Here is a 19355-nt window from a genome sequence, read left to right as displayed (position 1 = left end):
AAATGATTAAGATTTATGATAGATTTTCAACTAAAAATACTGTTCTTTATACTAATGGATTAGCAGCATTAGATAATATTTGTATAAGTGCTGAAATAACTGAAAAAGTTAATGGAGAATATGGATTTAGTGCTACCTTCCTATTAGATAAAGAAAATAATAAACATGAATATATAGATGAAGAAGCAATATTAAAAGTTCCGGATGTATATGGAGATGAAATATTTAGGATACAAACAGTAGATAAGAACACTCCAGGTAGAATTCAGATATATGCTAGACATATCTCATATGACACTAAGAACTTATTTTTAGAAGATGTAAGACCTACTGAACTTAATGGAGCTACTTTTCTAAATTGGATATTTACTAGGACCACAACAAGTCATGAATTCAGTTATTCAAGTGATATTACTAAGACAGTAACATCGTATTTTATGAATAAGAATTTGTATGAAGCTTTATTTACTTTAGATAATTCATTCTTAAGTAGATTAGGTGGAGAAGCAGCAAGAAGACAATATAGTATTGCTATAAATAATAAGATAGGTTCTAATACTGGTGTAACTATTAGATCAAGAAAGAATCTAACTGGATTCAAAAGATTTACAGATATAGATACGGTAGTAACTAGGATATATCCTAAAGGTAAAGAAGGACTATCTATACCTAGTAAATATGTGGATTCTCAGTATATAAATAATTATCCAAATATAAAGAGCCAAGAAGTTACCTTTAATAATATTGGTGTTGATGAAGAGAATGGCATTACTGAAGCTATGGCCAGACAACAGTTAATAGAAGCAGCTGAAGCTATGTTTCATGAGCAGCAAGTTGATTTACTTAAAGCCGAATATAAAATAACCTTTGCTAGTCTAGAAAAAACAGAGGAATATAAAAACTTTGCACTATTAGAGAGAATATGGCTTGGTGATACAGTTAATATATATGAGGAAAACTTTAAGATAAATGTATCAGTAAGAGTAATAGAGAGAAAGTGGAATGTTTTAAAGCAAATTCATAACACGATAACATTATCTAATATAGCAGAAAAATCTATGTCAAATTTAAATAAAATAATATCTTTATTAAACTCTATAGTAGACCCTCAGACAGGGTTCTTACAGCAGGCTAAGGATAATGCAACTAAACTTATTCAGAACGGTATAGTAAACTCCTACGTCCTTGTAAGGAAGAATGAAATACTTATAATGGATAAGCCTAGCATTGAAGAAGCAGTTAAAATATGGCGGTGGAATGTTAATGGGCTTGGATATAGCTCTACGGGGTATAATGGTACCTTTGGACTTGCTATGACTATGGATGGGGCTATAGTAGCTGATTTTATAAACACAGGTACATTGAATGCTAATTTAATAAAAGCTGGAGTTATCTCTTCTTTAGATGGAAGTTTTACAATGAATCTATCTACTGGAGTAGTTTCTTTTAGTAAAGGATTAATACAAGGATTAAATTCAAACTGGGATTTGAGCACAGGAATATTTTCAACTCAAAAAACAGATAGTAGCGGAACATATCAGCTTAAACTTGGAAATGGTGGATTAACTTCTGATTATTATTTAGATATAATGTCTAAGTTAAGAGTTATGTTTGGCTATCAAGGTTCAACTATAAGTAATAGTAATTTATTCTATGCATATGAAAATGGGTGTGTTATTTCTGCCAATAGCGGATATATACAACTTCAAACATTTAATGGTGATGATATTGACTTAGTATGTGCAGGTGGGGGAGCTGTAAATGTAAGTGGAGATTTAGAAGTTACAGGAAATAAAAACTGCATTCAATTAACTAAAGAGTACGGAAGAGTTCCTTTTTATAGTACAGAAGATATAAACTCTCTATTAACAAGAACGCCTATAAATGAAATATATGAAACACAACTTTATGATACTGGCAAATATAAATGCATAGTTCCTATAAGCCAATTTATGCGTGAATGTATAAATACTGATTTAGATTACAATGTATGGTTTAGCAAATTAGGGCCAGGTGATATTTGGATTTCAAATACTTATCCTGGTTATTTTGTTATTGAAAGTGATAGACCAGTGAAATTTAAATACAAGCTTGAAGGCATGAGAAGAAACTTTGAAAATATGACAGAAGAAAACTATCTTAACAAACTTTGCAGGATAAACAAACTATAATATTGAGGTGTAAGATGGATGAACTTATTAAAGAAGCTGCTAGCCAAGGTTTTGGGTATGCGCTTTTTGTCTTTTTATTATTATATGTACTAAAGACTACTGGAGATAGAGAAAAAAGATACCAGGATCTCTTAGATAAATTAACAGAAAAGTTCAGTATAATTGAGGATATTAAATCAGATGTAAAAGAAGTAAAAGAACATATTTTTAAGAAATAATTATATGGAGGTTTACAAATGGAAGAATTAAAGTCTTTATTACAAGTGAAGAAGTTAATATCAATACTATTAACTATAGTATTTTGTATATTAAGTATTAAAGGAAAAGTTACTTCAGAGCAATTTCTAACTATTTTTAGCTTAGTAATAGCATTCTATTTTGGTCAATCTACAGCAAGACAAGCAACTAAACAATAATAAATAGATTCATAAATATTCGTTTGAAATGAATTATATACAAAATCTTAAAAACGCCACTATGGCGCTTTGTATTTTTTAATAAAGTACGAAACGCCATAGTGGCGTTTTTTGTTTATCCAAGTTAAATCAAGGCTTTCAAGAGTTAAAAATGGTGAATAAAAAAACTCTCATGGAACATGATAAATTATTTTTGGATTTTATAGAAAAGAAAAGTGATATTTATACAAATTATTAAACTACATAGAAATGGAAATGTTTTATTGTTACAATTAAATTACAAATTATGTGAAAAAATATTTAAATTAAGGTATGGGAGGGGAAGAAATAATAATGAAGATAATAGAGTTAAATCCAGAACGTAGAGAAGCAGCAGAACAAAAATTAGCTGAGATACTTGTAGGAATGTACTTAAAAAGTTTATGGCTTAATAAAATAAATAGTAAATGTAAAGGTGATAAAAAACCTTAATTACTTAACAAAAGAAGCTTATATTATAAAGAAGATTAATATAAAAAGCTCCTGTATCAAAAATATACAGGAGCTAAGCTCAATGTTTTTACAAGTAAAAATGGACCACTCGTTACGCCTTATTCAGATAAGATTATTAGTAAAAGCAGTACAATAATTGATATGGAACATTCTATATAATATATGCAGTTTAAGATATTATTGCTACATATAAACAAGGAGAATATTTATATACAAAATTAAATAAATTATGTTAATATTTACTTATAATAACAGATTCTTGCTAATATTAGGAGATAGAATATGATTGAGAAAAAGGTTAATTTACTAATCAGTATTATAAAAAATGACGAAGAAAAGTTATTATTAGTTGTAGATTTATTAGAGTCTTGCTCCAAGTATTCTTCAAGTGTGACGATGTTAGCTTTATTTTCAATGATAGGTAAAGTTAAATGTAAAAGTATAGAAGAGTATAGAGAAGAGATGAAAAAATTAGACTTCATTAGAAGAGTTAATCATCAGTCATTAATATCACTAATTAAAGCGGTTGATAGATTATGCATTCAAAATCAAGTGCCTGAAATATATGGGAAAAATTACGATGAAAGAAAGGAAATAGCTATTTTTGCACATGAATTAACAAATGAGTACTTCCTTATTGGAATAAACAAAAAACAATAATTGGAGGATGGATGTGGGAGAGAATAATTCATATTTATTACATTGTACAACAAGTCTTTTAGCTAACATATATCATTTATCTGAAAATGAATATATTCGAAAGAGCATTGAACGGAGAGCCTCTTATGAATACACTAATGAAATCATTGAACTATCTTATAATGAAATTGGAAATATTATAAGGAAGACAGATAATAATATTAAAACTGTAAAATGGGAGAGGTTCGAACAAGCGAGTTCATTAAAAATAATAGATAATGAGTTGAAAGAATTATTGATAGATTTAACGAGACTACGGAATAAAACAGTTCATACTAATATGAAAATTAATAAAAATTTACTGGTTTTTCATAGACTAATAAATTATATAACAATAGGATACGCAGTTTTCAATATTAGTACATATATAGACTTTCTATCTTTTAGTAATTTTAGAAGTCATAAAAAACAAAATAATGTACTGTATATAGACAAAAAATACATAGAAGAAGAGCTGATTAAAAATATAATAGATAAGGATATTGTTTATAAGTCAATTAACAAATTAGCTAAAGATAAAAGCTTTAGAAATATAAAAATTGATTTTAACCAATATACAAACTTATTTTCATAGAATGCGGAAAGGGGGTATTGAATGTTTGTAGTTTCCATACTAATGATTTTAGGTGGTGTAGTGGGTATAGTAGTAGGGCTTATTAGAGCTATAATTAAAAGAAAAGTGCAAAAATCAATTTTAATCTTTGTTTTAATAGCTGTAATAGGATTAATAATTTTTGGAATCTCTATACCAAAGACTAAAGATTATCAAGTTATAGTCAATGGTACTGATGTATCTATAAAATATAAAGTTACACGCCTATTAACTGAGGATAGTATAATAACAGATTCTTTAAATAAATTTAGAGATATTATAGAGAAAGAAGAACTAAAGAAATATGAATTAGTAACTTATAATGTATCAGCCGATAATTCAGATAAAAAAGAAGTAGTAGCTATTAATTTAGTTTTTGAGGGCAGCAAATTATCTAACGATTTAAATGATAGTCAGTTATTAAATGCAGCTCAAAGTATTGGTTCAGATCCTATATTAAGAGATAAAATAGAAGGGTTGAAGAAATAGATAAACATTATGCATAAAGAAGAATTATAAACTAGTATAGAAGACTCCTTAATTGGAGTTTTTTTCATATAGAAAATCACATGAAAAATTTAATAATGATATAAATATGTACAGTCTCTAAAGTGTAAAAGTAACTACTTAATAGAACTTATAGCTAAATAATAAAGAATATAGTTTAAGCTATAACTCATAAAAAATGCAATTACAAGGAATGTTAGTTAAATAAAGGAATTTATCTCTTTTTGTAGAATTAACTTATAAAAGGAGATGGTATTTATGGATTTAAGTAAAAAAGAGAGGTTAATACTATGGAATCAATATGAGATATTAAAAGCCTTGTATCCAGAGAATAAAGACGTGTATGATGTTGATCAAAAGATAGTTCTTAGTGGATATAAACATAATTACGATGAATTAATCTCAGGAATGTTTGATGAAACGCCAGAAGATGTTTCAAAATTTGTTATTGATGTTTTTTCTATGTTTAGATCTCTTATTGGCTCTTATAAAAATCTAAAAAGAGAAGAGAAAGAAGAGATTAAAAATGAGAAGATATTATTTAAAGGATATGATGGTAATGATGAGTTAGATTACTATGATTATTCAAAGTTCTTCTTAGATGATTTTGATAAATTCGGAGAAATAAAAGCAATGAAGGATTTTGAATATAATTCACATTGTGCTATGGTTGGAAGATACTCTGAGATGTTAAGAAAATGGAAAGAGGTTAGAATTTCCAAATATGATGATTTAACATTAGAGCAAATAAAATATATTACTGAGGAATATTAGTAATTGAGTAATTAAAGAAATTTCATACAGGAGATTCAATATCTCCTCTATTGTACACATTAACAGGGGTTATAACTGGAGTAATATACTCTCTATTTACATTAATATAACCACCATTTTCAAGTGAATCGATGATGCTATTAATGTCTTCGAATTTAAGTTCTTTAATTAGTAAATTTACAGCCGCTAATTCTTTGTCACTTTTTTCAAAATGATTTTTTATTTGGGCTAATATAAGTAGAGATTTATCATCTAACATAACAATCACCTCTTTTTTACAATATATCACTATATTGAGGTATATATGTAAAATGTATATAGCAAAAAAGTTGATAAAAATACGTTTAATGATAATTTGATAGTAAAAAGTTGGAGTTTTAATAATAAACCCAATATTTTAAAATGATATTAGTTTGAATTACGTCATTTTACTTTTTTAGTATTAAAAGTTAATGGTTAGAGTAAAGAGAGGAGGGGATAATAATGACAAATTTACTTGATTATAATGATTCAAAAGCAATCATCAATTCTAATAATGGAGCTAATAGAAGTTTCGGAAATATAGAGAAATTAATTGATGTGTCTAAGGTAAAGAAATGCTATGTAAAAAACATATTTAATAAAGTATCTCCGAAAGAAATGTACATGCTCACAGAAGACAAGATTATAATAAGTTCTTTTAACCCATTAAGTTTGACTGTATATAGATTACAAGAAATCAAAAACGTGAAAGTCAATTTTCAAGGGCAGTATGAAGTTTCATTAAATATAGTGCTAAAAGATGGTATAGTAATAGAATTTAATAATGTTAAAGATTCTAAAGAAGATTGGCAAAGCGACTATTTTGATTATATTATTGATATAGCTAATTTTTTAATGAATTAAATTTAATAATTTTAATGAGAATCTAGTAAAATATTTTTTGATTATGAAAATTTATTTTAACTCAATATTTTATAATCGAGACACTTGAAAAAGTGTCTTTTTATTTTTATATACAATAAAGAACGTAAGTATATAGCATATATTTGAGAGATATTGTATAATTAGTCAATATGGAGGGTGATTATGGTATATATAATAAATAAATCATTGATTATAGTAGCAACACTTTTATCAAGTATATAGGTAAAATAAAAGTACTTTTTTAATTTTAAGATAAAGAATATTGGGTAGACATTTTAATTCTATATGTTAGGAGTTGTTATTTTTGGATAGGGAAAGACTAAATTTAGCATATGATAGTATTTTAATTAATACAAAAATTAAAAGTAAGAAATTAATATTTTTTAGATTCATCAAGATGATTCCATTTTATATTATGAGTGTAACTCTTTTATACATGGGCTATGTGATACTTAAAATGGGATGGTTAGGTGAAGATAAATCTATAGAAATCAAACTAGCCGCAATTTCTGCTTATTTTGGAATTGCTGCAATTATGTTTGTAGTTCTTCAAATGAGTATAGATATGGTTATAAAACATGACCATGGAGAGGATATTAGTAAATATCTATATATAAACAATAAATTTCTCATATTAAAAGAATCTGGGCTTTTAGATGAAGAAAAACTAATAGAACTATATAAATCCAATTGGGAAATATATGTACAAGAGAAATTTAATAAAAATGAGAATAGTGAGATTAGTAGGATGCTAGATAGTTATGACAATATAATGAATGATATAAGAACTGATGAATTAAAAAAGAAAATTAGAGATAATATATTGGGAAAATAAACCAAATATAAAGAATTTATTTTAAGGAAGGGATAAACTATGTATACTGTGAATTATTTAAAAGTGAGAGAAGAATATAAGCCAATAATAAACACAATATTATCATTAAAGAAGAATGGAAACATACATGGATTACATAATTTCGTTAATAACATGGAGGAATTTCAATATGGTTTTACATTAATATTATATTACATAGGGATGTTAGGTGTCGAAAGCGGTTCGACTAAAGAAGAATATCTGAGAATGAATATAGATAGCATTAAAAGAATCAACAGAGAATATTGCAAATTTTTTGAAGCAAGATATGATGTTTTAGAAAAGAACTTGTACAAAGGATTAGATATATTCAGCGAAATGTAAGCAATGGCTAAGTATAGTTAGTAGTAACACTACCAATTTGCTACTAATGAGTAGACAATCAACACAATTTATTATTTGAAGCACTTACTTTAATGTAGGTGTTTTTTATTTTGATCTAAGAGTTGTAAATCCTCAAAATATAGATATTTGGCAGATGAATTATGGAGAGATATTATTGGGGGTATGTGAGAGCATATCCTTTTTTATAAAAATTTATATAAGTATGAATATTAGTTGGTGATAACGCGAATACTTTTCTCGTATTAGTATGTATTAGGTGGTAAGAGATATGGATAGAAATGATTTTGTTAAGATGTTTTGGAGAACTGATGTTGAGATGTTTTTAAGTAAATGGTTTATAGCTTTAGATTTTATTAGCGAAAGCAAGTTTGATAAAAGTAAAATTGGTATTAAAAACAATAATAAATTAGCTAAAGAATTAAGTTCATTTGAACTCTCTTTAATTATGTATGATATAATAGATAATCCTATTGAACAATTAATTTCGGCAGCTTTAGTGATAAGTATATATAGTTCTTTAGAAAAATGTATATTAACATTAATACCTGCGATTGAAAATAAAAGTAAAATTAAATATTCAAAATATAATGATAATCAGAAGGACCGTAGATTATCTGGTATGGATAAATTAATAAAATATATAGAAGATTTTTCAAACATAAAATTTGATAAGGAATTATCTAAAGACATAGATGTAATCAGGGTATTAAGAAATGAAATAGTTCATAATAGTTCAAGAATATCAAATAGAAAGATGGAATTTTATAGAAGCAATAAACACATATTTAATAAATATGCTGTTATAGAAAAAGGAACTGATGGAGAAGTTTTTTTAGGAGAAGATTTAAAGCATATAAATAATATATTTAAAACTATTGAACCATTCTTGATGAATACATTAGACCAAGAAATATTTATTTAAGTAAATATTTAAACTATACTATTGAACCATTCTTGGAGAGCACTTACTTTATGTAGGTGTTTTTTTGCTTTTTTAAAGATTTGTAAACAAATATAAAATCATATAAGTTTGTGAGTGAATGTATTTTTATGTTAGAATACACGTAGAAAAGTATGGAAAAGTATAGAAAAATATACTATAATTTAATAAAAGAAGTTTTGATGCAAGTAAAATACTAATAAGAACAGATTTCCATATTAGAATTTCTAATTTAAAAAGTTCAATACTTGGAAATTTTAAGAGGATAATAATGGAGAAGTAAAATTCAAAATTTATTTGATTAGAAAGAGTAATTAAATTTTGAAGTCAATATTTTTATATTTAACATAAAATACAAAATGATAAATGGACAAGCTAAAATTAAAATAAATGAATTTTTATTGAAAAAATTGGTAATAGTATAGATAGGATTGAATAGAATGGGTAGTGAGATTATAAATTTTGAGGCTTATCATGGTACTAATAAGAGTTCATCAGAAAGTATTATGAAATCTAAATACTACATACCTAGTAATAAAGATAACGAATGGCTAGGATCAGGTGTATATTTTTTTATTGATAATAAAACAGAGAAGTCAATAGAAAATAGCATAAAATGGGCGGTAAATTTTAAAGGTTTTAAAAATTATGCAGTTATAAAAAACAATATAGAAGTTGATAAAGATAAAGCAATGGATCTCAATAATGAAGATTGGCAAGATATATTTGAAGCTTATAAGATTGAAAAAATAAAAGATTATAAAAAAAGAGGAATACAATGTAATATGAACGTAAAACAATTAGATTGTATGACCATAAATGATATTTGTAATGAAATGAAATTAGATATTGTATACCAACAAAGGTATATAGAATTAGGACAAAGGGATAAAGGAAATAAACTAATAGCTTCCAATATACCTAATTGTAGAATAATGAGCGTAAGAAAGCCTGAAATTATAGATAAAAACTCTATGTATATAATTGAGGAGGGAGAAGCATGAATAAAGAACAAATACTAAAAAGATTGGTAGAAAGTTTAGGTGAAAAATCGGATCAAGAAGTTTTAGGGGAGTTAGGAAATCTAAATATTGAGTATTACTATAATCCTCAAACAGAAGGACAAATTTTTTTATACAATGATTTATATGAAGATATTTTGAACTTCTCTCAATCAGAGATAGAAATTCCATCAATAGAGATAGAATATGAGAATACGTTAGTAATTAATAGGTTAAGTTCAACACCAAGTTTAGATTTGAAAAGTGATATGATTTTTTGGGGAGGTCTTGCATCGTGATTGGACAAGATAATTCTTGTAAGTTAATTTTACATAAAGTTTATGCTGAAAATATAGATTTTAGAAGAACAGATAAATATAGAGAGGATAAAAAAAATTTAGAATTTAAATTAGGATATGCAATTTCTAATGTTGATGAAAATAACAAGTGTAAATTAACAATTAAAGTTGATTTAGAAGATGATAATAATAGAAGTATGTTTTTTAGTTTAGATTTTTCAGGCATTTTTAGTTTAGATAATGGAGAAAATCTAATTAACACTTCATTTAAAAAAAATGCATTAGCAATTCTATTTCCGTATGTAAGAAGTATGGTTACTACAATTACTGCTCAATGTGGCATACAATCAATAATATTACCGCCAATGAATTTTAATGCACTTATAGATAATGAAGAAAAATTAGGATCTAAGAATGAATTTATTGAAAAAAAATAGTTGAAAGTTTAAGTACGGTAATACCATAACTAAATTTAATGAATTTCTATATTGAATCTTAATAATAAATGAATAATATAAGAAATTAGTAGTAGTACTACTAATTTGCTACTAATGAGTAGACAAACATTATAATTTAAAATAATTAAAGATAATTTGATTTAAGTATAAATTTCCTTTAACCCTTGGAATTACAAAGCTGAATTGAGGTGATGTGATTTCAAGGGATTTATTTTAAGCTATTGTTTTGATAAACGCCACATGTTGAGACTATTGTTAAGTTAGCTAAGTAATAGATGATAAGCTATGTCTTATATTAAAAGTAAAAATAGTAAAAGATTTTAAAAATCCTCCAAGCTGTAAGGTTTGGAGGATTTTTTGTTGTGAAAAGTCAAAAGTATATAGCTCTAGAAGATATAATTATTAAAAAATAATAATTATTTGATATAGTTTATAGTGGGTAAATATGATAAAATTTTAATATAAGAGGATGAACTTTTTAGTCAACTAGGTTGGGGGAGGAGAATAATGGAGAGTTCTAAGCCAAAAATATTGATAGTAGAAGAATCGGAAGGTAGTGAATCAGACGTTTACTTATCAAAGGATTTATATGATGTTGATGAAGCAACCAATTTAGAAAGTATACTTAAATTAAATAATTTATATTCTCTAGATCTTATTTTATTGGATTTGACTATGGTGAGCTTAAACGGATACGAGCTTTTAGAGGAATTAAAGCTCATCAATCAAGTTAAAGATATACCAGTTATTTTAATAACTGAAAAAAGTGATGAGAATTTACATAAAGGATTTGAATTAGGAGCTGTAGATTATGTAGTTAAACCTATAAACTCAATCCTTTTAAATGCTAGAATTAAAAATAATATAATTGTAAGACAATCACAAAATTTTCTTAAAGATAAAAATAAGTATCTTGAAATGGAAATAGATAGACGTACTAAAGAGGTTGCTTTAATACAAGAGGTTTCAATTATGGCAATGGCGTCTTTAGCGGAGACTCGGGACAACGAAACAGGACAACACATATTAAGGACAAAGCTTTATGTTAAGGAGCTTGCTAATTTACTTAGTAAAGATGAAAAATATAAAAATTATTTAACTCAAGAAACTATAGATCTTATGGTTGCATCTTCTCCATTACATGATATAGGGAAGGTTGGTATTCCAGATGATATTTTGTTAAAAGCAGGACCTCTTACAAAAGAAGAATTCGAGATTATGAAGACTCATACTATGATTGGAAAAGAAGCAATAGTAAGAGCTGAAAGAATATTAAATAAACCAGAAACTTTCTTAAAATTAGCTAAGGAAATTGCTCACTACCATCATGAAAAATGGAATGGTAGAGGATATCCAGAGGGATTAGCTGGTGAAAACATCCCTATTTCTGCAAGAATTATGGCAGTTGCGGATGTGTATGATGCATTAACAAGTAAGAGAGTTTATAAAGAAGCTTTTTCACATGATGAGTCAGTGGAGATAATTTTAAATGATAGTGGTATACATTTTGATCCAGGAGTAGTAGAGGCCTTTATACAATTAAAGGACAAGTTTAAAGCTATTGGAGAGAGATGTAGAGATTAAAAATGAGAAAATCCTTCTAGGTCTTAAAGGGCTTAGAAGGATTTTTATAACAATATTGAGAGGAGAATAAAAGTGAAAGTATTATATGGTACAACTAATCCAGCAAAGATTGAATATATGAAGGGAATTCTTAAAGGATTAGATGTGGAGATTGTTGGATTAAATGATGTAAATTTAGATATAGGAGGTGTAGAAGAAGTAGGTAATAGTCCATTAGAAAATGCAAGAATAAAAGCTATCAGTTATTCTAAATATGTTGATATACCTGTATTCTCCTGTGACACAGGATTGTATATTAAGGGACTTGAAGTAAATAAACAACCTGGAGTTTATGTTAGGAGAATAGAGGGAGAAGAATTAAGTGATGAAGAAATGATAACATATTATAGCCATCTTGCAGAAAGTTTAGGGGGACAAGTTGCTGCTAAATATATGAATGCTATATGTTTAGTGGTAAATAGAAGTGAAATTTATGAGTATGATGGAGAAGATATAGCTTCAAGAGAATTTATAATAACTAAAGATCCTCATAATATTAGAACTAAGGGGTTTCCGCTAGACTCAATATCTATAGATATAAAAACTAAAAAATATTTTGTTGAATTAGATGAAGAGAATGATGATGAATACATAGAAACTAACACAGATGAATATAGAAGTTTTTTTAAAACATCGTTAAAAATAAAACAAGGTTACTGAGGAAATAGACAGAGTGGTCTATTAACGATTTTTAATAGAATAACTATATATTGAGGAGGCAATAAGAAGTGAAGATATATATTTAATTGAAGCGAATGAAGCCTATGCATCTGAAAGTATAGCTATTTCAAAAGACCTAAACTTTGATAAATCTAAAGTAAATTAAAATGGAGGAGCGATAGCACTAGGACACCCAATAGGTGCATCTGGAGCAAGAATAGTAGTAACTTTATTACATGCTATGAAAAAAAGAGATGCTAAAAGAGGATTATCTACTTTATGTATAGGTGGGGGAATGGTAACAACATTAATTATAGAAAGTGTATAATTAATAGAAGAAATGTGTATATTAATAACATGCACATTTTATTATTTCAAGATAAAAATTTAGCATACAATCATTCAATTAAATTGTCAAAACAATTATACATTAATTATAAGGAATATTAAGTTAAATATACGTTATCTTAAAAAAGAATAGAAAAACAGTTAAATATTAGATAAAATATTAGTAGTTATATTAATAATTTTAAAAAATAACTTGAAATAGGATAATAGTAGTGATATAATCAATATATATTCTTTAAATGGTAAGTAAATAATTGAACAACAATATTTTCGGTAAGTACTTAATTTAAATGTACTATACTATTGAAGAAATTTTATTGCTGAATTTTTACAAATATTTTAAGAAAATAAAATTTTGGAGGTACTCATCAATGAATGGTACAGTTAAATGGTTTAATAGAGAAAAAGGATTCGGTTTTATAACTGGTGAAGATGGAAAAGATGTATTTGTACATTTTTCTCAAATAAAAATAGATGGTTATAAGACACTTGAAGAAGGTCAAGAAGTTTCTTTTGATGTTGCAGAAGGACAAAAAGGACCACAAGCAGAAAACGTAACTATAGCTAGATAGTTAAATTCAAACCTTTAAGAAAAATTTCTTAAAGGTTTTTTTATTGCAACTAATTAGTCTTTTTACTTTATTAAGGTAAGAGAGACTTTTTTTTATGCATTCATATATTAAAGTAAGAGAACTAAAATGATAAAACTAAAATAATGAAATAATAAAAACATGGGAGGAATTAAAGTGATTAAAAATAAACATATTTTAGAAACAATATCATTATGTATAGAATTGATGTTTTTTTCAAAAGTAACTTTAAATAAAGATAAAAGTTTATTTGAAGAAGTAGAAAATTGCGGTGTTAAAATAAGATAGGAAATTGACATGTTAGCAAAAATGGTTTGTGTAGCTGATGCATTTGTGGAATATTTAAAGGATGAAGAATCAGATAAATAAAGGTGGCTGTGGCACTAATTACTTAGTGCTACAGCCATTTTTATGTAATTTATTAGTTTGTAGCTCTCTTTCTTCTTTTTGTTAATATATATACAACAAGAGTGAATTTATATGCAAATAATAAGCAATTAATGGTAAAAAACGAATAAATATAATTAAACTTAAAAAAAATAAACAACATATAATGGAAAAAATGGTCAGTATTATAACTCAGGTTTTTATTTAAGTACTATTTTTATATTTATTTAAATTTATAAATCGGTAGAAAAAATATCATTATAGATTAAAATTTGCAATAAAACTTGCAAGAAAATATATATTTATTAAAAAAACTTGAACAAAACTATCATTTGTGATATTCTATGAATAAATATAAAATAGATATGAGACAAAGGAGTCGAATTATCTCTGTGAGGTTTTAGACTCCTTTTTTAAATATGTATGATAATGTATATATATTTATTGAGGCAGTAATGAATAAGGGGGAGTCATATTTGATTAGTTTAAAGAACGTAAACAAACACTTCGGTAAACTTCATGTATTGAAAGATATAGATTTAGAAGTTAAATCAGGTGAAAAGTTAGTGGTTATAGGTCCAAGTGGTTCTGGGAAAAGTACGCTTATAAGATGCATGAATTATTTAGAAGAACCTTCTTCAGGAAATGTTATAGTCGATGGGGTAGACTTAACAGTAAAAAAAGCACCTGTTGCAAAAGTTAGACAATCTGTAGCAATGGTGTTTCAAGGATTTAATTTATATCCGCATAAAACGGTTTTAGAAAACTTAACTTTAGCACCTATTAAAATACAAAAGGTACCTAAAGTAGAATCAGAGAAGACAGCTCTTGAGTATCTTGATAGGGTTGGGTTAAAACATAAAGCGAATGCTTATCCTTCACAACTATCAGGTGGACAACAACAAAGGGTAGCAATAGCAAGGGCATTAAATATGCATCCTAAGGTGATATTGTTTGATGAACCAACATCAGCTCTTGATCCTGAAATGATTCAAGAAGTTCTGGATGTTATGGTTGGGTTATCTCATGAGAATATAACCATGGTTGTAGTTACTCATGAAATGGGTTTTGCACGTGAAGTTGCAGACAGAGTTATATTTATGGATGGTGGAGAAATAATTGAGGAAGGAAGTCCTGAACATTTCTTTAAAAATCCAACACATGAAAGAACAAAATTGTTTTTAAGCAAAATATTAAGATAATAATTTTGGTAGTGTAAAGTAAGCTATGAAAAAATCAATTAAATTTAGTATTAAGAATTAGTAGCCAAAATGTTTAAGATTAGTTTTATTTATGCATTAAATATTGAAATTTAGGTAAGGCAAAAAGGCCTTCGGTAGCGGAGGCAAAAAAATCAATATTTACTTTTATTGAATATCAAGAAGAGTTAGCTTCTTGCATTTGGACAATAGTTTGCTGACCGAGCTTGATAAGAATTTGCCATTTAGAAGGCATATTATCAGCTATATTTAACGCGTTTACCTCGTTTAAAGGACGCCAATAATTATATGGATGCGGACGCAAAAAGTTATAGTATGCGACCCAAAGTGAGATGCCATAAAAGGCACCATCTTCGCTCCCGTAACCGCAGGTAACCCGATAGGAAGTCTTAAAAGTACGATTTAACCGCTCTACAACTTGTTTAATCCAGCGGTGTTCTTCGGATACTGGATCATCATTGCTAAGGCCTATAACTTGGGTTAAATCGAATACTTTACCTTCGTTTAGTTCAAACTGTTGCTTAGCTAAAGGGTAAGCGCTATATCCATCAGCTATAAATTTAAGAGCTTTGTTAGGAAAAACTTTAAATTTATCAAAAGCCATTCTCATAGCAAGTATACAAGGACCTACAGCTCGTGTATTAGAAACTTGATAGCCTAAGATAGACTTTTTACAAGCATCCATAACTATCCAAACATAATGGCGAATACCTTTCACTTTGATGTAAGTTTCGTCAGCAGAAAGGATATTAGAAGGCTTGTAGTCAAAAGTATCTACGAAAGGCTTGATTACAGCTGCAGCAGTTAATGCATAGGTAGCAACCATAGTGTGTGAGATTTTTATACCATGTACTTCCGCTAATGCGGTAGCGGTCTGCCTAGTTGAAAGTTTAAGGTTAACATGGTAAGTCAAACATAGGCCCATAATATGTGGATTAAACTTCTTAAAGCTAAAATTAATAGCACGATTAGGAAGTGAAAGTAAATCCATCTTAAAGAAATCAAGAGTAAACTCTCTATAAATATAGTGAAGCTTATATTTGCTTTTATCACAAGGAGCTAAATCCTTAGGTAGCTTTTTAAGATTACGTAAGTAGTATGAGCATTTGAGGTTTTTACATTTGTGTATATTAAAATGTTTACGCTCTTTTTGTTCAACAAGAGTACTTCCACAGTATGGACATATAAATACTAAAGGTTTAGTTAAATGATTGTTTTCCTTGAATGTTAACCTACAAACCTTACATTGGAACTGACCACGGCTACCATTATTATCGTAGATATACTGGTGTGGAGCGCCACATTTAGGGCAAGTAGTTTTTTCAGGTATAGATTTACCGGGACGTCTTTTGAAGGGATTTACGGTTTTGTTGTACTTATGCTTGTAGTAAGCTAAGAGCAAAATATAGTCTACATTTTCAAATTTTAATATTTTAGGCAACTTGTCTACCTTAAACTTTTGGTATTCTGGACTATTAGAATCATCAAATGCCAGTTGTTTTAAAGGTATATGCTTTGAAATAAATAAGACTAATTCACAAATAATTTTAATTAAATATTGATTATATAAAAATAAATAAGTTATAATTGAATCCAAGACAATGACATCCTTTCATGTGATTTTTGGGTTTTCGAAGGTTCAATTATAACATGAAATTAGGGGGTCATTGTTTTTTTTGTTGTAAAAAACTCTATAACCCTTGATATATAAAGAATAAATTTAAAAAATAGTGTAAAAAACTTTACACTAACTAATTTTAAAGGGGGATTAAAAAATGAAAAAATTATCAACTATTCTTGTGCTAGCTTTATCAGTAGCACTTGCAGGATGTTCTACTGGAGGAAAAACAACTGGAGATGGAGGTACAAAAGACGAGGTACAAGCTATAAAAGATAGGGGAACTTTGAAAGTTGGGGTAAAGGTTGATGTTCCTAACTTTGGATATAAGGATCCTTCAACTGGGAAAATAGAAGGATTTGAAATTGATATAGCTAAAGCGGTAGCTAAAAAAATTCTTGGAGATGAAAATAAGGTTGACCTTCAAGCTGTTACAGCTAAAACTAGAGGTCCACTGCTTGATAGTGGAGAAGCTGATATGATAGCAGCTACTTTTACAATCACTGAAGAAAGAAAACTAAGTTACAACTTCTCAGAACCATACTTTGTAGATGCTGTTGGATTACTTGTTAAAAAGGATTCTGGAATTAAGTCTTTTAAAGACTTAGATGGTAAAAAGATAGGGGTTGCTCAAAGCGCAACTTCAAAAACTGCTCTACAAGCAGAAGCTGATAAACTTGGAATAAAAGTAGAATTCTCAGAATTCGCTAGTTACCCAGAAATAAATACTGCATTAACTTCTGGTAGAGTAGATTGTTTCTCTGTTGATGGATCTATCTTATCTGGATATGTGAATGATAGTACAGAAATATTGCCAGACAAATTTTCACCACAAGATTATGGTATAGCCTCTAAGAAAGATAATACTGCACTTGCAAAAGTTATTGATGATACAATTAAAGAATTAAAATCAAATGGAGAATTAGATAAGTTGAAAACTAAGTGGGGTCTTAAATAATGACAGGACCATTTGCGTGGTTTAAATGGGAAGCTCTTTTTAAAGATTGGACAATATTTAGAGATGGTTTCCTAACAACGTTAACAGTATCTCTCTTAGGGTTAGCTTTAGCTCTGGTATTAGGAGTATTTTTTGGTATATTATCAGCTTCTAAGATTAAAATTTTAGAAGTAATAAGTAGAGTGTATGTAGAATTTATTCAAAACACACCACTATTAATTCAAGTACTATTCTTATATAATGGACTGCCTTTAATAGCTAATATAGTATTGCCAGAAGTAACGATAGGAGTATTAGGTGTAGGGATATACCATGGAGCATATATTGCAGAGGTTGTTAGAGGTGGTATATTATCTATAAATAAAGGACAGCTAGAAGCCGCACTTTCTCAAGGTTTTAACTATTGGGAAGCTATGAGATATATAATATTACCTCAAGCCAAAGTGGTTATGTTACCTCCATTAACAAATCAGGCAGTAAACTTAATTAAAAATACTTCAGTTTTAGCTATAATAGCTGGAGGAGATTTAATGTATAGAACTGATTCATGGGCACTGGATAGAATGTATTACGGACCAGCATATGTAGTATCTGGATTATTATATTTAGCAATATGTCTGCCATTAGCAACTTTAGCAAGAAAACTTGAGGCGTCTGATTATAGTAATATTCAACATGTAGTAGAAGATGAACCAGACCTAAGCTATAAGAGGGAGGCGACAGCATGATAAAAGAAGTGTTAAATCCTGTTAATATTAAATTTTTACTACAAGGTTTTTCGTTAACTCTCTATATATCTGTAATATCAATACTTTTAAGCATAGTGTTTGGTACTATTTTAGGAGTTTTAAGAAGTTCAAGTAAGGGTATATTAGGGAAGCTATCTTCAATATATATTGAAATAGTTAGAAATACACCACTTCTTTTATGGATATTAGTTATAAGATTTGTGGTTCGTATGCCAGCTATAAATGCAGGAATACTAGCATTTACAATCTTTACTACAGCTATAATAGGTGAAATAGTAAGAGGTGGGTTAAATTCAGTTAAAAAGGGTCAGTGGGAGGCTGCTCAATCTCAGGGATTTAATACCTTTCAGACCTTAAGATATGTAATACTTCCACAGGCTTTTAAAAATATGATACCAGCATTGCTTTCTCAATTTGTTACTGTCATAAAAGATACATCATTTTTATGGGCAGTAGGTGTTGAAGAGATGAATGGTAAAAGTAGTATTTTGATGGGATCTTATTCTACACCAGTACAAGTATTTACAATATATGCAACTGTGGCTTTAATATACTTTGTAGTTAATTATTTAATATCAATTGTGTTTAGAGCGCAACATGCTAGATTGTCATTGCAAGGATAGTATATTTAGTATAAAAAGAGTGATTATTAATTTATATAAATTAATAATCACTCTTTTTTCTTGACATTTTATTCTAGTTTAAATATAATTTAAAATAACAAAACG

The 19355-nt window shown here is 27.8% G+C and carries 25 protein-coding genes and 1 pseudogene; 24 read left to right on the top strand and 2 right to left on the bottom strand.

The window, feature by feature from the left end:
* Window positions 1-2 precede the first annotated feature (2 nt).
* The 8 genes from B3N22_RS19075 (at window position 3) to B3N22_RS19040 (ending at window position 5651) form a co-directional block, all read left to right on the top strand.
* Window positions 3-2171, top strand: coding sequence for a phage tail spike protein (locus B3N22_RS19075; RefSeq protein ID WP_286909617.1), 2169 nt, complete (start codon window positions 3-5; stop codon window positions 2169-2171).
* A gap of 14 nt (window positions 2172-2185) precedes the next feature.
* Entirely contained in the window at window positions 2186-2389 is a 204-nt protein-coding gene (locus B3N22_RS19070) for a BhlA/UviB family holin-like peptide (RefSeq protein ID WP_286909616.1), read from the top strand.
* 18 nt (window positions 2390-2407) lie between these two features.
* Complete coding sequence (locus tag B3N22_RS19065) at window positions 2408-2587, top strand: hypothetical protein (RefSeq protein WP_286909613.1); 180 nt, start codon at window positions 2408-2410, stop codon at window positions 2585-2587.
* A 333-nt stretch (window positions 2588-2920) separates the two neighbouring features.
* A complete protein-coding gene (locus B3N22_RS19060) occupies window positions 2921-3058 on the top strand; it encodes a hypothetical protein (RefSeq protein ID WP_286909611.1) in 138 nt (45 codons plus the stop codon).
* 303 nt (window positions 3059-3361) lie between these two features.
* Window positions 3362-3739, top strand: a complete 378-nt coding sequence (locus tag B3N22_RS19055; protein WP_286909609.1) for a DUF3232 domain-containing protein — start codon at window positions 3362-3364, stop codon at window positions 3737-3739.
* Between the two features lie 13 nt (window positions 3740-3752).
* A complete protein-coding gene (locus tag B3N22_RS19050) occupies window positions 3753-4352 on the top strand; it encodes a hypothetical protein (protein WP_286909607.1) in 600 nt (199 codons plus the stop codon).
* Between the two features lie 21 nt (window positions 4353-4373).
* A complete protein-coding gene (locus B3N22_RS19045; RefSeq protein WP_286909605.1) occupies window positions 4374-4859 on the top strand; it encodes a hypothetical protein in 486 nt (161 codons plus the stop codon).
* A 276-nt stretch (window positions 4860-5135) separates the two neighbouring features.
* Window positions 5136-5651, top strand: a complete 516-nt coding sequence (locus B3N22_RS19040; RefSeq protein WP_286909603.1) for a YfbU family protein — start codon at window positions 5136-5138, stop codon at window positions 5649-5651.
* A 22-nt stretch (window positions 5652-5673) separates the two neighbouring features.
* Here the strand turns inward: B3N22_RS19040 and B3N22_RS19035 are convergent, their stop codons facing one another.
* On the bottom strand, window positions 5674-5910 hold the full coding sequence (locus B3N22_RS19035; RefSeq protein WP_286909601.1) for a hypothetical protein: 237 nt from the start codon (window positions 5908-5910) through the stop codon (window positions 5674-5676).
* A 224-nt stretch (window positions 5911-6134) separates the two neighbouring features.
* Here B3N22_RS19035 and B3N22_RS19030 point away from each other — a divergent pair, with 224 nt between their 5' ends.
* From B3N22_RS19030 to B3N22_RS18970, 13 genes and pseudogenes are all read left to right on the top strand, one after another.
* Window positions 6135-6536, top strand: a complete 402-nt coding sequence (locus B3N22_RS19030; RefSeq protein WP_286909599.1) for a hypothetical protein — start codon at window positions 6135-6137, stop codon at window positions 6534-6536.
* 325 nt (window positions 6537-6861) lie between these two features.
* Window positions 6862-7392 (top strand): hypothetical protein, encoded by a 531-nt coding sequence (locus B3N22_RS19025; protein WP_286909597.1) that lies wholly within the window; start codon window positions 6862-6864, stop codon window positions 7390-7392.
* A gap of 39 nt (window positions 7393-7431) precedes the next feature.
* Window positions 7432-7755 (top strand): hypothetical protein, encoded by a 324-nt coding sequence (locus tag B3N22_RS19020; RefSeq protein WP_286909595.1) that lies wholly within the window; start codon window positions 7432-7434, stop codon window positions 7753-7755.
* Window positions 7756-8044: 289 nt separating this feature from the next.
* Window positions 8045-8698 (top strand): hypothetical protein, encoded by a 654-nt coding sequence (locus tag B3N22_RS19015; protein ID WP_286909594.1) that lies wholly within the window; start codon window positions 8045-8047, stop codon window positions 8696-8698.
* Between the two features lie 458 nt (window positions 8699-9156).
* A complete protein-coding gene (locus B3N22_RS19010) occupies window positions 9157-9720 on the top strand; it encodes a hypothetical protein (protein ID WP_286909592.1) in 564 nt (187 codons plus the stop codon).
* The gene (locus B3N22_RS19005) at window positions 9717-10016 is read left to right on the top strand and encodes a hypothetical protein (protein WP_286909589.1); all 300 of its coding nucleotides are present in this window, start codon (window positions 9717-9719) and stop codon (window positions 10014-10016) included. Before B3N22_RS19010 ends, B3N22_RS19005 begins: the two co-directional genes overlap by 4 nt.
* Entirely contained in the window at window positions 10013-10453 is a 441-nt protein-coding gene (locus B3N22_RS19000) for a protein-export chaperone SecB (protein WP_286909587.1), read from the top strand. Before B3N22_RS19005 ends, B3N22_RS19000 begins: the two co-directional genes overlap by 4 nt.
* 528 nt (window positions 10454-10981) lie before the next feature.
* The gene (locus B3N22_RS18995; RefSeq protein ID WP_286909585.1) at window positions 10982-12058 is read left to right on the top strand and encodes an HD-GYP domain-containing protein; all 1077 of its coding nucleotides are present in this window, start codon (window positions 10982-10984) and stop codon (window positions 12056-12058) included.
* Window positions 12059-12130: 72 nt separating this feature from the next.
* Complete coding sequence (locus tag B3N22_RS18990; RefSeq protein WP_286909583.1) at window positions 12131-12757, top strand: non-canonical purine NTP pyrophosphatase; 627 nt, start codon at window positions 12131-12133, stop codon at window positions 12755-12757.
* Window positions 12758-12827: 70 nt separating this feature from the next.
* A pseudogene (locus B3N22_RS18985) lies at window positions 12828-13085 on the top strand (acetyl-CoA C-acyltransferase); the annotation flags it as partial.
* Between the two features lie 391 nt (window positions 13086-13476).
* Window positions 13477-13677, top strand: coding sequence for a cold-shock protein (locus tag B3N22_RS18980; protein ID WP_021800652.1), 201 nt, complete (start codon window positions 13477-13479; stop codon window positions 13675-13677).
* 174 nt (window positions 13678-13851) lie between these two features.
* Window positions 13852-13983, top strand: a complete 132-nt coding sequence (locus B3N22_RS18975) for a hypothetical protein (RefSeq protein WP_286909580.1) — start codon at window positions 13852-13854, stop codon at window positions 13981-13983.
* Between the two features lie 575 nt (window positions 13984-14558).
* Entirely contained in the window at window positions 14559-15284 is a 726-nt protein-coding gene (locus tag B3N22_RS18970) for an amino acid ABC transporter ATP-binding protein (RefSeq protein ID WP_286909579.1), read from the top strand.
* A gap of 175 nt (window positions 15285-15459) precedes the next feature.
* Here B3N22_RS18970 and B3N22_RS18965 read toward each other — a convergent pair whose 3' ends face one another.
* Window positions 15460-16899 (bottom strand): DDE-type integrase/transposase/recombinase, encoded by a 1440-nt coding sequence (locus tag B3N22_RS18965; protein ID WP_286909577.1) that lies wholly within the window; start codon window positions 16897-16899, stop codon window positions 15460-15462.
* Window positions 16900-17077: 178 nt separating this feature from the next.
* Between B3N22_RS18965 and B3N22_RS18960 the strand changes: the two genes are divergently transcribed.
* Genes B3N22_RS18960 through B3N22_RS18950 form a run of 3 tightly spaced genes read left to right on the top strand, consistent with a single transcriptional unit; the run spans window position 17078 to window position 19250 of the window.
* Window positions 17078-17878: a transporter substrate-binding domain-containing protein gene (locus tag B3N22_RS18960; protein WP_286909575.1), complete on the top strand. Its 801-nt coding sequence runs from the start codon at window positions 17078-17080 to the stop codon at window positions 17876-17878.
* The gene (locus B3N22_RS18955) at window positions 17878-18606 is read left to right on the top strand and encodes an amino acid ABC transporter permease (RefSeq protein ID WP_286909573.1); all 729 of its coding nucleotides are present in this window, start codon (window positions 17878-17880) and stop codon (window positions 18604-18606) included. The genes B3N22_RS18960 and B3N22_RS18955 overlap by 1 nt, the downstream gene beginning before the upstream one ends.
* Window positions 18606-19250 carry an amino acid ABC transporter permease gene (locus B3N22_RS18950; protein WP_414632249.1) on the top strand — a complete coding sequence of 215 codons (645 nt, stop codon included), beginning with the start codon at window positions 18606-18608 and terminating at the stop codon, window positions 19248-19250. The genes B3N22_RS18955 and B3N22_RS18950 overlap by 1 nt, the downstream gene beginning before the upstream one ends.
* Window positions 19251-19355: the final 105 nt, after the last annotated feature.

Source organism: Clostridium sp. UBA1652 (assembly GCF_002320975.1).
In the GTDB taxonomy this organism is placed as follows: domain Bacteria; phylum Bacillota; class Clostridia; order Clostridiales; family Clostridiaceae; genus Clostridium_T; species Clostridium_T intestinale.
Note: the sequence above shows the minus strand (reverse complement) of the source record. Positions and strands in the feature narration are given on the sequence as shown.

Coding starts and splice junctions, on each gene's coding strand:
- B3N22_RS19010 (WP_286909592.1), top strand. CDS start 9,157: ATGGGTAGTGAGATTATAAATTTTGAGGCTTATCATGGTACTAATAAG.
- B3N22_RS19075 (WP_286909617.1), top strand. CDS start 3: ATGATTAAGATTTATGATAGATTTTCAACTAAAAATACTGTTCTTTAT.
- B3N22_RS19070 (WP_286909616.1), top strand. CDS start 2,186: ATGGATGAACTTATTAAAGAAGCTGCTAGCCAAGGTTTTGGGTATGCG.
- B3N22_RS19065 (WP_286909613.1), top strand. CDS start 2,408: ATGGAAGAATTAAAGTCTTTATTACAAGTGAAGAAGTTAATATCAATA.
- B3N22_RS19045 (WP_286909605.1), top strand. CDS start 4,374: ATGTTTGTAGTTTCCATACTAATGATTTTAGGTGGTGTAGTGGGTATA.
- B3N22_RS19055 (WP_286909609.1), top strand. CDS start 3,362: ATGATTGAGAAAAAGGTTAATTTACTAATCAGTATTATAAAAAATGAC.
- B3N22_RS19015 (WP_286909594.1), top strand. CDS start 8,045: ATGGATAGAAATGATTTTGTTAAGATGTTTTGGAGAACTGATGTTGAG.
- B3N22_RS18980 (WP_021800652.1), top strand. CDS start 13,477: ATGAATGGTACAGTTAAATGGTTTAATAGAGAAAAAGGATTCGGTTTT.
- B3N22_RS18955 (WP_286909573.1), top strand. CDS start 17,878: ATGACAGGACCATTTGCGTGGTTTAAATGGGAAGCTCTTTTTAAAGAT.
- B3N22_RS19060 (WP_286909611.1), top strand. CDS start 2,921: ATGAAGATAATAGAGTTAAATCCAGAACGTAGAGAAGCAGCAGAACAA.
- B3N22_RS19040 (WP_286909603.1), top strand. CDS start 5,136: ATGGATTTAAGTAAAAAAGAGAGGTTAATACTATGGAATCAATATGAG.
- B3N22_RS18995 (WP_286909585.1), top strand. CDS start 10,982: ATGGAGAGTTCTAAGCCAAAAATATTGATAGTAGAAGAATCGGAAGGT.
- B3N22_RS18960 (WP_286909575.1), top strand. CDS start 17,078: ATGAAAAAATTATCAACTATTCTTGTGCTAGCTTTATCAGTAGCACTT.
- B3N22_RS19020 (WP_286909595.1), top strand. CDS start 7,432: ATGTATACTGTGAATTATTTAAAAGTGAGAGAAGAATATAAGCCAATA.
- B3N22_RS19035 (WP_286909601.1), bottom strand. CDS start 5,910: ATGTTAGATGATAAATCTCTACTTATATTAGCCCAAATAAAAAATCAT.
- B3N22_RS19005 (WP_286909589.1), top strand. CDS start 9,717: ATGAATAAAGAACAAATACTAAAAAGATTGGTAGAAAGTTTAGGTGAA.
- B3N22_RS19030 (WP_286909599.1), top strand. CDS start 6,135: ATGACAAATTTACTTGATTATAATGATTCAAAAGCAATCATCAATTCT.